Annotated in this window: 14 protein-coding genes; 7 read left to right on the top strand and 7 right to left on the bottom strand. The window is 59.9% G+C overall.

Annotation, left to right across the window (positions count from 1 at the left end; genetic code table 11):
* Positions 1 to 93 precede the first annotated feature (93 nt).
* Positions 94 to 525: a hypothetical protein gene (locus VNV36_RS04180; protein WP_325716523.1), complete on the top strand. Its 432-nt coding sequence runs from the start codon at positions 94 to 96 to the stop codon at positions 523 to 525.
* Positions 526 to 585: 60 nt separating this feature from the next.
* On the opposite strand, the gene VNV36_RS04185 is transcribed toward VNV36_RS04180, so the two are convergent.
* From VNV36_RS04185 to VNV36_RS04210, 6 genes are all read right to left on the bottom strand, one after another.
* Entirely contained in the window at positions 586 to 870 is a 285-nt protein-coding gene (locus VNV36_RS04185; RefSeq protein ID WP_325716526.1) for a hypothetical protein, read from the bottom strand.
* A 190-nt stretch (positions 871 to 1,060) separates the two neighbouring features.
* Entirely contained in the window at positions 1,061 to 1,345 is a 285-nt protein-coding gene (locus VNV36_RS04190; protein ID WP_325716528.1) for a hypothetical protein, read from the bottom strand.
* 196 nt (positions 1,346 to 1,541) lie between these two features.
* Positions 1,542 to 2,090: a type II toxin-antitoxin system RelB family anti-toxin gene (relB, locus tag VNV36_RS04195; protein ID WP_011333561.1), complete on the bottom strand. Its 549-nt coding sequence runs from the start codon at positions 2,088 to 2,090 to the stop codon at positions 1,542 to 1,544.
* A 325-nt stretch (positions 2,091 to 2,415) separates the two neighbouring features.
* Positions 2,416 to 3,699 (bottom strand): NAD(P)/FAD-dependent oxidoreductase, encoded by a 1,284-nt coding sequence (locus VNV36_RS04200; protein WP_325716535.1) that lies wholly within the window; start codon positions 3,697 to 3,699, stop codon positions 2,416 to 2,418.
* 49 nt (positions 3,700 to 3,748) lie between these two features.
* On the bottom strand, positions 3,749 to 5,239 hold the full coding sequence (locus tag VNV36_RS04205; protein WP_325716537.1) for an aldehyde dehydrogenase: 1,491 nt from the start codon (positions 5,237 to 5,239) through the stop codon (positions 3,749 to 3,751).
* Positions 5,240 to 5,412: 173 nt separating this feature from the next.
* Positions 5,413 to 6,789: a glutamine synthetase family protein gene (locus VNV36_RS04210; protein WP_325716539.1), complete on the bottom strand. Its 1,377-nt coding sequence runs from the start codon at positions 6,787 to 6,789 to the stop codon at positions 5,413 to 5,415.
* Between the two features lie 282 nt (positions 6,790 to 7,071).
* Here VNV36_RS04210 and VNV36_RS04215 point away from each other — a divergent pair, with 282 nt between their 5' ends.
* The 5 genes from VNV36_RS04215 to VNV36_RS04235 all read left to right on the top strand — a co-directional run bounded on the left by VNV36_RS04215 (position 7,072) and on the right by VNV36_RS04235 (position 12,341).
* The gene (locus VNV36_RS04215) at positions 7,072 to 7,833 is read left to right on the top strand and encodes a gamma-glutamyl-gamma-aminobutyrate hydrolase family protein (protein ID WP_325716541.1); all 762 of its coding nucleotides are present in this window, start codon (positions 7,072 to 7,074) and stop codon (positions 7,831 to 7,833) included.
* A gap of 316 nt (positions 7,834 to 8,149) precedes the next feature.
* Positions 8,150 to 9,292, top strand: coding sequence for an ABC transporter ATP-binding protein (locus VNV36_RS04220; RefSeq protein WP_325716543.1), 1,143 nt, complete (start codon positions 8,150 to 8,152; stop codon positions 9,290 to 9,292).
* The gene (locus VNV36_RS04225) at positions 9,289 to 10,203 is read left to right on the top strand and encodes an ABC transporter permease subunit (RefSeq protein WP_325716545.1); all 915 of its coding nucleotides are present in this window, start codon (positions 9,289 to 9,291) and stop codon (positions 10,201 to 10,203) included. The genes VNV36_RS04220 and VNV36_RS04225 overlap by 4 nt, the downstream gene beginning before the upstream one ends.
* Positions 10,200 to 11,072, top strand: a complete 873-nt coding sequence (locus tag VNV36_RS04230) for an ABC transporter permease subunit (RefSeq protein ID WP_325716547.1) — start codon at positions 10,200 to 10,202, stop codon at positions 11,070 to 11,072. Before VNV36_RS04225 ends, VNV36_RS04230 begins: the two co-directional genes overlap by 4 nt.
* A 171-nt stretch (positions 11,073 to 11,243) precedes the next feature.
* Positions 11,244 to 12,341 (top strand): polyamine ABC transporter substrate-binding protein, encoded by a 1,098-nt coding sequence (locus VNV36_RS04235; RefSeq protein WP_024013335.1) that lies wholly within the window; start codon positions 11,244 to 11,246, stop codon positions 12,339 to 12,341.
* A gap of 255 nt (positions 12,342 to 12,596) precedes the next feature.
* On the opposite strand, the gene thpR is transcribed toward VNV36_RS04235, so the two are convergent.
* Entirely contained in the window at positions 12,597 to 13,124 is a 528-nt protein-coding gene (gene thpR, locus VNV36_RS04240) for an RNA 2',3'-cyclic phosphodiesterase (protein WP_325716551.1), read from the bottom strand.
* A gap of 106 nt (positions 13,125 to 13,230) precedes the next feature.
* On the opposite strand from thpR, the gene VNV36_RS04245 reads away from it, so the two are divergent.
* On the top strand, positions 13,231 to 13,425 hold the full coding sequence (locus tag VNV36_RS04245) for a hypothetical protein (RefSeq protein ID WP_024013337.1): 195 nt from the start codon (positions 13,231 to 13,233) through the stop codon (positions 13,423 to 13,425).
* Positions 13,426 to 13,433: the final 8 nt, after the last annotated feature.

Genomic DNA, 13,433 nt, shown 5'->3' on the forward strand with positions numbered 1-13,433 from the left:
AAGCCAATGGAACCTTGCGCGCCATTGCCGCCTCGAAACCAGACAAGCGCCAAATCACCGATCAGACGCGGCGCCATTGGAGAGGAATTGCCGATGACAACCCGATTGCTGCTCCTGATCGCCACATTCTGCATCATCCCCACTTGCGTCATGGCCGAAGGCTGCGACGTACAAACCCGCTCCTCCAGCGCCTCGGTGCCGGCGGTGGAAACCCACAGCTGCTACGAATACGAAGGCATGCCCGTGGACTCCATCAACTGGTCGTGCAGCAATGAAAGCAAGGACACCCTCAGCGCCACCAAGAAAAAAGTCGAACGCTGCGACGACCACTACCAGGCCACCTGCACTGCCCGCCTCACCCAGGAATCCCTGGCCAACCCGCACTCCACCAGCAAAGATAAAAGCGCAAAACCGCTGAACATGCCCGACAACGCCAAAGTCACCACGTATTACTACGACGGTGAACATCTGGCTCAGTCGAAGATTGATTGTGAAAACAGTGGTGGTGAGTGGAAGGCTAAATAGCTTCCAGGATCTATCAAAAAGCCCGGCTGGATGCTGGGCTTGCTGTATTTGAACCCACCATCAACCCTCACCAGCGCCGCTGCTGGTACCGCTGTCGTTCGACTGCTTCGAACCACTGGGCTTGGAGCCCGAAGGGGTTGAGCCGTCATTGTTGGTGGTGTTGCCCTGAGTGCCCTTGGGCACGGTGGCGCCGTTGGAATGAATGTCTTCCGGCGCGCTCGGGTTGGTTTGGCTATTGCCGTCATTGGCAGCCGGCGCTGAGGTTTCGCTTGCGGCTGTTGCGCAGAGCGAAGTGGCGGATAACAGGGTGGCCAGGGTGAGTGCTGCGAGTTTGACTGGGCGCATATCGATGGTTCCTTTGCGGGGGTGGGTTACGCATTGGAAACAGGTGTCCGGTGAAAATGCGAAGCGGCTGACGAATGGAAGAAATAAATAACCCGACGCCTCGAAGAGACATCGGGTTTTCAATGACCACGTCTTGTACGCAGAAAAAAAGCCCGGCTCGAAAAACCGGGCTTTTAGTTTGCGATACCCATCAACTACCGCCGCTCCCGCCACTGCTGCTACCGGACGGTTGACCCGCAGGGCTGGGTTTGGAGGCAGATGGCACCGGCCCATTGTCGGTCTTGCCTCCATCACCACCTTTGGGCAGCGAATCGGCATCCGGGTCGGCATTGGTGGCTGGAGACGCCGGTTCCCGAGTCTGGCTGGTGCCGTCGCTGGCCTTAGGGGTCGACGTTTCGCCCGCCGCGAGCACATACGGCGAACTGCCGAACAGCAACGCCGCGAAGGTTAACACCGCGATTTTATGGTTCAGCATGGTGGCTCTTCCTTTGCGTGGTGAGTTACAGCATTGGAAGCAGGTGTGCGGCGAACGTGCGACGCGTCGGACGAATGGTTATCGCCCGAAGCCATCGCGAAATTTCGACATCTGAATACTTCGCAGAAAAACACCCAGGCGGCCCGCGCTTTTCAGAAGACTCAACCTCAATAAAGCGATGCGAAACGCATGCCCTTCAAAAATTCGCCGGCGTGTTCGCACTGATAATCTCAGCCTCATCCGCCCCGATATTCCGGAACTTGTGCGGCAGCGTCGTCGGAAAGTAATACCCGTCCCCCGCACTCAGCACACTCACCTGGCCGTCCACGGTCAACTCCACGGTGCCACGCGTCACCAGCCCGCACTCTTCGCCTTCGGCATGCACGATCGGCTCTTCTCCGGAGCTGGCGCCAGGGGCGTATTGTTCGCGCAGTAAGCGCATCTGGCGGCTGGGGACAGAGGCGCCGATGAGCAGCAGGCGCAGGCCGTGGCGGCCGAGGTCGGGTTGTTCGTTGGCGCGGAAGACGTATTGGTGTTCGCGCGGGGGCTGGTCGAAGGTGAAGAAGTCGGCCAGGGACATCGGTATGCCTTCGAGCAGCTTTTTCAGTGAGCTGACGGAGGGACTGACGCGATTCTGTTCGATCAGCGAAATGGTGGCGTTGGTCACGCCGCTGCGCCGGGCGAGCTCGCGCTGGGAGAGTTTGTAGCTTTCGCGTACTAGTTTGAGTCGAGAACCCGTATCCATGACTGCCTTATGTGAAAACGACTTAAGGGCGATGGGGGTGGGTGGCGGGTGCCGCGCAGGTCGCGCGGATCACGTTGCTCCCGTGTCCCGGAACCGTGAAAGGCGGCTATTAAATCACGTTTGCGGGTGTTGCTCAGCAGGTTCGATGGATGGTGTGACGAAAGTCTTTCCCGCCTTGGCAATACGGCCAATGTGGGAGCGAGCTCGCTCGCGAAAGCGGTGTGTCAGACGACAGAGATGTTGGCAGATATGACCTCTTCGCGAGCAAGCTCGCTCCCACAGGGGTGAACCGGCGGGGCCCGCGGACCGCCGCCGGTGAGGTCACTCAGACGCCGAAACGGTCGCGCAGGGAATAGTAGACCGCGCCCAAAGCGGTGAGCGGTGCGGCGAAGGTGCGGCCGCCGAGCATCGGCATGTGTGGCAAGGAGGCGAAGGCATTGAAGCGTTCGGCGTCGCCGCGAATCATTTCCGAAATCAGTTTGCCGGCCAGATGCGAGCAGGTCACGCCGTGGCCGCTGTAGCCCTGCATGTAATAGGCGTTTTTCTCGATGCGACCGAATTGCGGCATGCGCGACATGGTCAGCAGGAAATTGCCGGTCCAGCGGTAGTCGATTTTCACGTCCTTGAGCTGCGGGAAGGTCTTGAGAATCTTCGGCCGAATCAGTTGTTCGATGTCGTCGGGTTCCCGCGCGCCGTAGACCACACCACCACCGTAAAGCAGACGGTTGTCAGCGGTCAGGCGGTAGTAATCCAGCAAATAGTTGCAGTCTTCGACGCAGTAGTTGTTGCTGATCAGGCTGCGCGCCTGTTGCTCGGTCAGCGGTTCGGTGACGACGATCTGCGAACCGCACGGCATGCTTTTCGCCGTGACACGATTGTCGAGACCCTGCGGCAGATAAGCATTGCCGGCGATGAGCAGGTATTTGGCGCGTACCAGGCCCTTGGCGGTGCGCACGGTGATGGGCTCGCCGTAGCTGATTTCCACGGCGGCGGACTGCTCATAGATCCTGCCGCCCAAACGCACAATGGCAGCGGCTTCACCGAGCGCCAGATTCAGCGGATGAACGTGGCCGCCCTGCATGTCCAACAGGCCGCCGACGTAAGCCTCGGAGCCGACTTCATGGCGAATGTCCGCCGCATCGAGCAGCTTCAGATTGCGGTTGCCGTAGCGCTCCCAGTGGCGCTTCTGCTCGGCCAGACCGTTGAGCTGTTTCTTGTTCATCGCCGCGAAAATACCGCCCGGGCGATAGTCGCATTGGATGTCGTAATCCTTGATCCGCGAACGGATGATGTCGGCGCCTTCGAAGATCATGCTGCCGAGGATTTCTGCAGTCTTGTCGCCGTAGCGCTCTTCGATCACATCGACATCGCGACTGTAGGAATTGACCAGTTGACCGCCATTGCGACCGCTGGCGCCGTAGCCGACTTTTGCCGCTTCCAGCACCGTGACCTTGTAGCCCGCCTCGCTGAGGAACAGCGCCGAGGACAGGCCGGTGTAGCCGGCGCCGATGATGCAGACATCGCAGTCCACCGCTTCTTCAAGGATCGGAAAATCGATGACTTCGTTGCGGGTGGCGGCGTAGTAGCTGTTTACATGTTGCTGTTTCATAGGTCTCTCCGAGGGCCGCCAATAAAGGGCGACCGCCGCTGTAAAAGAATTAGAGCTTGATCCAGGTCGCTTTCAGCTCGGTGTACTTGTCGAACGCGTGCAGCGATTTGTCGCGACCGTTGCCCGACTGTTTGAAACCACCGAACGGCGCGGTCATGTCGCCGCCGTCGTACTGGTTGACCCAGACGCTGCCGGCGCGCAGCCCTCGGGCGAAGGTGTGCGCCTTGCTCAGGTTGCTGGTCCACACGCCGGCGGCGAGGCCGAAAATGCTGTCGTTGGCGATCTGCAGCGCTTCTTCGGCGGTATCGAAGGTGATCAGCGACAGCACCGGGCCGAAGATTTCTTCCTGGGCGATGGTCATCGCGTTGGTTACGCCGTCGAAAATCGCTGGCTGCACATAGAGGCCACCGGTGTCCTCGAGGGTGCGCTGGCCGCCGGCAATCAGCTCGGCGCCCTGCTCGCGGCCGATGCTGATGTAGCGCAGCACGTTGTCCAGTTGACGCTGGTCGACCACGGCGCCGACGGTGGTCGCCGGATCCAGGGCATGCCCCGGTTTCCAAGCTTGCAAGGCTTCCACCAGCAGCGGAATGAATTGCTCGCGGATCGAGCGCTCGACCAGCAAACGCGAACCGGCAGTGCAGACTTCGCCCTGGTTGAACGCGATGGCGCTGGCCGCGGCTTGAGCGGCCGCGCGCAAGTCCGGTGCATCGGCAAACACCACGTTCGGGCTCTTTCCGCCGGCTTCGAGCCAGACGCGTTTCATGTTGCTCTGGCCGGCATAAATCATCAGTTGCTTGGCGATCGCCGTGGAACCGGTGAAGGCCAGCACATCGACGTCCATGTGCAATGCCAGCGCCTTGCCGACGGTGTGACCGAAGCCCGGCAGGACGTTGAACACGCCTTTCGGAATACCGGCATCCAGCGCCAGCCGGGCGATGCGGATTGCGGTCAGCGGCGACTTTTCCGACGGTTTGAGAATGAACGAGTTGCCCGCCGCCAGCGCCGGAGCGAACTTCCAGCTGGCCATGATCAAGGGGAAATTCCACGGCACGATGGCCGCGACGACACCGGATGGCTCGCGGGTCACGAGGCCGAGTTGGTCGTGGGGCGTGGCGGCGACTTCGTCGTAGAGCTTGTCGATGGCCTCGGCACTCCAGCGGATCGCGTTGGCGGTCGCCGGGATGTCGATGTTCATCGAATCGCTGATCGGTTTGCCCATGTCGAGGGTTTCCAGCAGCGCCAGCTCTTGCTGATGTTGCAGGATCAGATCGGCGAAGCGAATCAGGATGCGCTTGCGCTCGGCCGGAGCCTTTTTTGCCCAGATGCCGGAATTGAAGGACTGGCGCGCAGCTTCGACGGCGAGATTGGCGTCGGCTTCATCGGTACTGGCGACGGCGGCAAGAAAGCGGCCGTCGACCGGGCTCAGGCATTCGAAGGTGTCGCCGCTGATCGCGGCGCGGTATTCACCGTTGATGAAGGCGCGGGATTCGATAGACAGGGACTGGAAGCGTTGTTCCCAGTCGTTGCGGGTTGTGGTCATTGTTTTGAGCTCGACAAGGGGGATTGGGGACGGGCGAACGCACGCCAAACGAAATCTGATAACCCGCTCCCATGTAGGAGCTGCCGAAGGCTGCGATCTTTGGATCTTGCTTGGAAAAATCAAATCAAAAGATCGCAGCCTTCGGCAGCTCCTACAGAGTTGGGTGTTGGTCGTTAAACGGTATGCAGATACCAGTTGTACTCAAGGTCAGAGATCGAGTTCTCGAACTCGGCCAGCTCGCTTTCCTTGCACGCGACGAACACGTCGATGTACATCGGGTCGATGTAACGGGCCATGACTTCGCTGTCGTCGAGTTCGCGCAACGCGTCGCGCAGGTTGTTCGGCAGGCTCTGCTCGTTCTGCTCGTAGCTGTTGCCTTCCACCGGGGCGCCCGGTTCGATCTGGTTGGTCAGGCCGTGGTGAATACCGGCCAGCACCGACGCCATCAGCAAGTACGGGTTGGCGTCAGCACCGGCGACGCGGTGCTCGATGCGCACGGCATCCGCTGAACCGGTCGGCACGCGCACGGCCACGGTACGGTTGTCGATGCCCCAGCTCGGCGAGTTCGGCACATAGAACTGCGCGCCGAAGCGGCGATACGAGTTGACGTTCGGGCAGAGGAAAGCCATCTGCGCCGGCAGGGTCTCGAGCACACCGCCGATCGCGTGACGCAGCGCGGCGTTCTGCTCGGGATCCTCGCTGGCGAAGATGTTGTTGCCCTCCTTGTCCAGAATCGAAATGTGCACGTGCAGACCGTTGCCCGCCTGACCTGGATAGGGTTTGGCCATGAAGGTGGTGTCCATCTCGTGGTCGTAGGCGATGTTCTTCACCAGACGCTTGAGCAACACCGCGTAATCGCAAGCCTTGATCGGGTCGGAAACGTGATGCAGGTTGACTTCGAACTGCGCCGGGGCGCTTTCCTTGACGATGGCATCAGCGGGGATGCCCTGCTCTTTCGCACCTTCGAGGATGTCTTGCAGGCAGTCGACGTATTCGTCGAGATCGTCGATCAGGTAAACCTGCGTCGACACCGGGCGCTTGCCCGACACCGGCGAACGTGGCGACTGCGGACGGCCGTTCACGTTGTCCTGGTCGATCAGATAGAACTCGAGTTCGAACGCTGCGCAGATGGTCAGGCCCATCTCGTCGAATTTGCGCACAACGTTGGCCAGTACTTCACGCGGATCGGCAAAGAATGGCTGGCCTTCGAGCTCGTGCATGGTCATCAGCAGTTGCGCGGTCGGGCGCTTTTGCCACGGCTCGATGCTCAGGGTGCCGGGGATCGGGTAGCAGATGCGGTCGGCGTCGCCGATGTCCAGGCCCAGACCGGTGCTTTCCACCGTGGAGCCGTTGATGTCCAGCGCGAACAGCGACGCCGGCAGGTTGATGCCTTTTTCGTACACCTTGTGAAGACTGGTGCGTTCGATGCGCTTGCCGCGCACCACACCGTTCATATCCGCAATCAGAAGGTCGACGTACAAAACCTCAGGATATTTCTTAAGGAATGCGTTGGCTTCGTTGAGTTGAACGGTACGCAGAGGGACCGACATGATGCACCTATTTAGCTGTTAATTATTATGTTCACCACCGTGTTGCGCAGCCAGTCAATCCGAAAGGCAAAGTGAAGTCAATAGCGAACAGCTGGCCCCGCAGCCTTTATTTTTCGGGCCTTTATTAACACTCATACGCCTGATCCGCCGCAAAACCACGGAAAACCTGAGCGATCCGAGGAACAGCGTTTAGAATTTTTTACATGACAGTTGTTAATTAAAATCAACGACGCTAAGCTCCGGAAAAGCTCGTTCAAGTGTCAGACTTCGAGGTGAATAAAAATGGCATTCAAGCCATTGATCGGCGTTACTGCGTGCGTCAAACAGATTGGCCTGCACCCCTATCACATCAGCGGCGACAAGTACCTGCGCGCGGTCAGCGTTGCGGCGCTGGGGTTGCCGGTAGTCATTCCATCCCTCGGCAGCCTGACTAAAACCGACGACCTGCTCGGTCAACTCGACGGTCTGCTGCTGACCGGCTCGCCGTCGAATGTGGAGCCTTTCCACTATCATGGCCCGGCCAGTGCACCCGGCACGGATCACGATCCGGCCCGCGACGCCACTACCCTTCCTCTATTGCGTGCAGCCATCGCGGCGGGCGTTCCGGTGCTGGGAATCTGCCGAGGCTTCCAGGAAATGAACGTGGCGTTCGGCGGCAGCCTGCATCAGAAAGTCCATGAGCTGGCAGGCATGCTCGATCACCGTGAAGCCAACAGCCCGGATGTGGCGGTGCAGTACGCACCGGCTCATGCGGTGAGCGTGCTCGCTGGCGGTGTGTTCGAAACGCTGGAGTTACCCGCCGAATTTCAGGTCAATTCGATTCACAGCCAGGGCATCGACCGCCTCGCTCCCGGCCTGCGTGCCGAGGCCGTGGCGCCGGACGGTTTGATCGAAGCGGTCTCGGTCGAACACAGCCCGACCTTCGCCCTCGGCGTGCAATGGCACCCGGAATGGCAAGTGCTGGACAACCCCAATTACCTGAAGATTTTCCAGGCGTTCGGCCAGGCTTGCCGGCAACGCGCGGCGCGGCGCAGTCAGCGCTGACGCACCTGCAAACCTGATAACGATTCACTGCCCCCACGGCTGGCGGGTGTGCGTTTGCACACCCGTCAGTCGTGAACAGCAACACCCGTAATAACAACAAGTACGACCCAGGCAGCCAGGACGGCGGCGCCGAACAAGCCGCAGGGCAGGAGCCCTGTAGGAGCTGCCGAAGGCTGCGATCTTTTGATCTTGATCCTGAAAAACAAAATCAAAAGATCGCAGCCTTCGGCAGCTCCTACAGGTGCATTTGCAGGCTTGCAATCCACTTAAGCCCGGCCACGTTGGCCAGGCAAACGAAACCTGTTGGGAGTTTCACATGGCAAACGCCTCCAGCACTTACCGCAAGGCACTCGAAGGTCATCAGCAACCGAAAAAGGTGTTGGTGAAAGTCGATCGTGTCACCAAGAAGTTCGACGAAACCGTGGCCGTGGACGATGTGTCCCTGGAGATCCATCAGGGCGAAATCTTCGCGTTGCTGGGCGGCTCCGGTTCGGGCAAATCGACCCTGTTGCGCATGCTTGCCGGTTTCGAGCGGCCGACCGAAGGGCGGATTCTGCTCGATGGCGTGGACATCACCGACATGCCGCCGTACGAGCGGCCGATCAACATGATGTTTCAGTCCTACGCGCTGTTCCCGCACATGACGGTGGCGCAGAACATCGCCTTCGGTCTAAAGCAGGACCGTTTGCCCGCCAGCGAAATCGACGCCCGTGTCGAAGAAATGTTGCGCCTGGTGCACATGACCCAATACGCCAGACGCCGCCCGCACCAGTTATCCGGCGGCCAGCGTCAACGCGTCGCCCTCGCCCGCTCGCTGGCCAAACGACCGAAGCTGTTGCTGCTCGACGAGCCGATGGGCGCGCTGGATAAGAAGCTGCGCTCGCAGATGCAGCTGGAACTGGTCGAGATCATCGAGCGCGTTGGCGTGACCTGCGTGATGGTCACCCACGATCAGGAAGAAGCCATGACCATGGCTCAGCGCATCGCGATCATGCACCTGGGCTGGATCGCACAGATCGGCAGCCCGGTCGACATCTATGAAGCACCGGTCAGCCGCATGGTCTGCGAATTCATCGGCAACGTGAACGCCTTCGACGGCACCGTGGTGGAAGATCTGGAAGGCCACGCGATCATTCACAGCAAGGACTTGCAGCAGAAGATCTACGTCGGTCATGGCGTCAGTACTTCGGTGCAGGACAAGTCGATCACCTACGCCATCCGCCCGGAAAAAATGCTCGTCAGCAGCACCCAGCCCGAAGGCCGCTACAACTGGTCCGAAGGCAAGGTGCATGACATCGCCTACCTTGGCGGCCACTCGGTGTTCTACGTCGAGCTGCCCGGCGGCAAGATCGTCCAGTCGTTCATGGCCAACGCCGAACGCCGTGGTGCGCGGCCGACCTGGGACGACAAGGTCTTCGTCTGGTGGGAAGACGACAGCGGCGTGGTACTGCGCTCATGAGAACTTTCAATCAGCAATTGCTGCGCCTGGTGCCTAGCGGACGAAAACTGGTAATCGGCATTCCGTTCATCTGGCTGTTCCTGTTCTTCATGCTGCCGTTCTTTCTGGTGATGAAGATCAGCTTCTCGGAAGCGGCGCTGTCGATCCCGCCCTACTCGGAGATCTACACCTTCGCCGAACAGAAATTCCAGCTGCTGCTGAACATCGGCAACTACACCCTGCTCGGCGAAGACGAGCTGTACCTGTCGGCCTACCTCGGCTCGCTGAAGGTCGCGGCGCTGAGCACGCTGATGTGTCTGGCGATCGGTTTCCCCATGGCCTACGCGATCACCAAGACCGGCAAAGAAACGCAAAACGTCCTGCTGCTGTTGATCATGATGCCGACCTGGACGGCGATCCTGATCCGCGTGTATGCATGGATGGGCATCCTCAGCAACAACGGTCTGCTCAACGCGTTCTTGATGTGGATCGGGCTGACCGATCACCCGATCGAGATCCTCAACACCAACACCGCCGTCTACATCGGCGTGGTTTACGCGTATCTGCCGTTCATGGTGCTGCCGCTCTACGCCAACCTGGTCAAGCACGACAACAGCCTGCTGGAAGCCGCGCAGGATCTGGGTTCGAGCAACTTTAACAACTTCTGGAAAATCACCGTGCCGCTGGCGAAAAACGGCATCATCGCAGGCTGCATGCTGGTGTTCATTCCGGTGGTCGGCGAATTCGTGATTCCGGAACTGCTGGGTGGCCCGGAGACCCTGATGATCGGTCGGGTGCTGTGGCAGGAGTTCTTCAATAACCGCGATTGGCCGGTGGCGTCTGCGCTGGCGGTGGTGATGCTGTTGATTTTGATTGTGCCGATTCTGCTGTTCAACCGCAGCCAGGCCAAAGAGATGGAGGCACGGGGATGAAGCGTTTCAACTTTTCCAGGTTCATGCTGATCTTCGGCTTGATGTTCATTTATCTGCCGATGCTGATTCTGGTGATCTACTCGTTCAACGCCTCGAAACTGGTGACAGTCTGGGGCGGCTGGTCGGTGAAGTGGTACGTCGGGCTGCTCGACAACTCGCAACTGATGGGCTCGGTGGTGCGCTCGCTAGAGATCGCTTGCTATACCGCAATTGCTGCGGTCGCGCTGGGCACCCTCGCCGCTTTCGTCCTGACTCGCGTCACGCGTTTCAAAGGTCGCACGCTGTTTGGCGGCCTGGTCACCGCGCCGTTGGTGATGCCGGAAGTAATCACCGGTCTGTCGCTGTTGCTGCTCTTTGTCGCCATGGCGCAACTGATCGGCTGGCCGCAGGAGCGCGGTATCGTCACCATCTGGATCGCCCACACCACGTTTTGTGCGGCCTATGTCGCGGTGGTAGTCTCCGCCCGCCTGCGCGAGCTGGATCTGTCGATCGAAGAAGCGGCGATGGATCTCGGCGCGAAACCGTTCAAGGTGTTTTTCCTGATCACCATTCCGATGATCGCACCGTCGCTGGCGGCGGGCGGGATGATGTCGTTTGCCTTGTCGCTGGATGACCTGGTGCTGGCGAGTTTCGTCTCGGGGCCAGGTTCGACCACCCTGCCGATGGAAGTGTTCTCGGCGGTGCGGCTGGGTGTGAAACCCGAGATCAACGCGGTGGCGAGTCTGATTCTGCTGGCGGTGTCGCTGGTGACGTTCCTGGTCTGGTACTTCGGCCGCAAGGCGGAAGCCAACCGCAAACGGGCGATCCAGGAAGCGATGGACCAGACGGCGAATGAGTCGTGGCAGCCGCAACGCACGGCGACCGCATAACGACTTTATCGCTTTTGTGGCGAGGGAGCTTGCTCCCGCTTGAGTGCGCAGCGCTCACAAGCTTTTTCGGTCTGCTGCGCAGCCCAGCGGGAGCAAGCTCCCTCGCCACAGTGGTCGGTGTGCATCAGGTTTTGTGTTGTGTTTTTGAATAAGAAGAAGGGAGTTGTACCGATGAAAATGTTTGGCAGGACTCTGCTGACACTGTCCTTAATGGGCGCAATGGTCATGGGCGCCCAGGCCAACGACAAGGTGCTGCGTGTTTACAACTGGTCCGATTACATCGCGCCGGACACCGTCAAAAAGTTCGAAGACGAGACCGGCATTCGCGTGACCTACGATGTCTTCGACAGCAACGAAACCCTTGAGGCGCGACTGCTGGCGGGCAAATCCGGTTACGACATCGTCGTGCCGTCGAACAGTTTTCTGGCCAAGCAGATCAAGGCGGGCGTTTATCAGCCGCTGGACAAATCGAAGCTGCCGAACTGGAAGAACCTCAACCCGGTACTGCTGAAAAACGCTTCCGCCAGTGATCCGGACAACGCTCACGCGTTCCCTTACATGTGGGGCTCGATCGGCATCGGTTTCAATCCGGCCAAGGTCAAAGAAGTGCTCGGCGCCAACGCCCCGACCAATTCCTGGGACTTGCTGTTCAAACCGGAGAACGCAGAAAAGCTCAAAGCCTGCGGCATCAGTTTCCTCGATTCGCCGACCGAAATGCTCCCGGCCGCTCTCCACTATCTGGGCTATCCGGTGAACGACAAAGACAAGGCGCACATCGCCGAGGCCGAAGCGCTGTTCATGAAAATCCGCCCGTATGTGGCGTACTTTCATTCGTCGAAATACATCTCGGATCTGGCCAACGGCAACATCTGCGTGGCAGTCGGTTACTCCGGCGACGTGCTGCAGGCCAAGGCCCGCGCGGTGGAGTCGGGTAACAACGTGGTGATCGACTACAGCATTCCCAAGGAAGGTGCCGGCAGTTTCTACGACATGGTTGCCATACCGCGCGATGCCGCAAACGTCGACAACGCATACCTGTTCATGGACTTCCTGATGCGCCCGGACATCATCGCCGAGGTCACCAACAGCATCGGCTACAGCAACGCCAACGCAGCGGCCACGCCGTTGGTGGACGAAGCGATCCGCAATGAACCAGGCTCTTATCCGTCGCAAGCGGTGATGGCGACCTTGTATGCGGTGCCGGATCAGCCGATTGCCACGCAGCGGATCATGACCCGCGGCTGGACTCGGGTGAAGCTCGGGAAATAAGCAGCACACTGATGTGCAAATGTGGGAGCGAGCCTGCTCGCGAAGGCGCCGTGCCAGGCGATTGATATGCCGAATGTGCCGACGCTTTCGCGAGCAGGCTCGCTCCCACAGGGGATCGGTGTGAGTTGGCCAGATTCTGAAGTTTCCCGTTCACGCAGCGCCTTACCACCGCTGCCCCCTGCTCTGAACGGCCTCACCCGGCTCCCTCGGCTCGGGTGAATTTGCGGGCGCCTTCGGGCGCCTTTTTTTGTCAGCTCAGATCAGCGACCAGTCCTGCAAGATCCGATAACGGCCCTTGTGCGATTCGAACAAAGCGAAGCGGTCAGCACGCAGGAAGAACTCCGGCGGCGTGTTGGCTTCCGGCTCCGGCGCGCGGTACTCCCGGGCCAGGGTCAGGTGCGGGCGGAACTCGCGGGCAGGTTCTTCGAAGCCAAACGGCAACATCGCTTGCTCCAGCGCATAGACCAGGTGCAACAACGCCCGTGGCGCCTGCTCGGGTGCCAGCGACAATACGCCTGCGCGATGCCAGACCTGCAAGCGATCCAGTGAAATGCGCAACGCTTCGCCCGGAGTACGCACAGCGCTTGCGGCTTCGCAGACGCCATGGATCTGCGCCAACGGCACCGCACCGAGAAACAGCAAGGTCAGATGAAAGTTATCTGCCGGCACCGGTTTGCCAGTGCGCAGGCCCAGCTCCGAGCGCCACTGCGCAATCGCCTTGCGCTGCGCAGGCGGACAGTCCAGGGCGAAAAACAGTCGCTTCGACGGCACCTCATCAATCATCACCTGCTCCTTTGCTCGTCATGATCGAGCCGATTCTACACAGCCTGTTCTGCCGACTCGCGGCAGGAAGCTATAGTTCATGGATTGCCAATAACCGGAGGCTGCCATGCGCGAGATCCTCAGCAAAGAACCGTGGTGGGCCCGGCCACCGCATCCCGGGCAGGACGAAAGCGAACTCGAATGGGGTTGGCTGGTGCATTACAGCGAAGGCGAGCCGCGCTTTGAATTCGTGCGCGAAAGGCCCAGTGACGAGCAGATTCGCAACCGCAAGAGCTGCCGGGTCACCCCCTCGCCCGAATGAACAACCCT

Source organism: Pseudomonas sp. (assembly GCF_035554175.1).
In the GTDB taxonomy this organism is placed as follows: domain Bacteria; phylum Pseudomonadota; class Gammaproteobacteria; order Pseudomonadales; family Pseudomonadaceae; genus Aquipseudomonas.

Coding starts and splice junctions, on each gene's coding strand:
- VNV36_RS04180 (WP_325716523.1), top strand. CDS start 94: ATGACAACCCGATTGCTGCTCCTGATCGCCACATTCTGCATCATCCCC.
- VNV36_RS04185 (WP_325716526.1), bottom strand. CDS start 870: ATGCGCCCAGTCAAACTCGCAGCACTCACCCTGGCCACCCTGTTATCC.
- VNV36_RS04190 (WP_325716528.1), bottom strand. CDS start 1,345: ATGCTGAACCATAAAATCGCGGTGTTAACCTTCGCGGCGTTGCTGTTC.
- relB (WP_011333561.1), bottom strand. CDS start 2,090: ATGGATACGGGTTCTCGACTCAAACTAGTACGCGAAAGCTACAAACTC.
- VNV36_RS04200 (WP_325716535.1), bottom strand. CDS start 3,699: ATGAAACAGCAACATGTAAACAGCTACTACGCCGCCACCCGCAACGAA.
- VNV36_RS04205 (WP_325716537.1), bottom strand. CDS start 5,239: ATGACCACAACCCGCAACGACTGGGAACAACGCTTCCAGTCCCTGTCT.
- VNV36_RS04210 (WP_325716539.1), bottom strand. CDS start 6,789: ATGTCGGTCCCTCTGCGTACCGTTCAACTCAACGAAGCCAACGCATTC.
- VNV36_RS04215 (WP_325716541.1), top strand. CDS start 7,072: ATGGCATTCAAGCCATTGATCGGCGTTACTGCGTGCGTCAAACAGATT.
- VNV36_RS04220 (WP_325716543.1), top strand. CDS start 8,150: ATGGCAAACGCCTCCAGCACTTACCGCAAGGCACTCGAAGGTCATCAG.
- VNV36_RS04225 (WP_325716545.1), top strand. CDS start 9,289: ATGAGAACTTTCAATCAGCAATTGCTGCGCCTGGTGCCTAGCGGACGA.
- VNV36_RS04230 (WP_325716547.1), top strand. CDS start 10,200: ATGAAGCGTTTCAACTTTTCCAGGTTCATGCTGATCTTCGGCTTGATG.
- VNV36_RS04235 (WP_024013335.1), top strand. CDS start 11,244: ATGAAAATGTTTGGCAGGACTCTGCTGACACTGTCCTTAATGGGCGCA.
- thpR (WP_325716551.1), bottom strand. CDS start 13,124: ATGATTGATGAGGTGCCGTCGAAGCGACTGTTTTTCGCCCTGGACTGT.
- VNV36_RS04245 (WP_024013337.1), top strand. CDS start 13,231: ATGCGCGAGATCCTCAGCAAAGAACCGTGGTGGGCCCGGCCACCGCAT.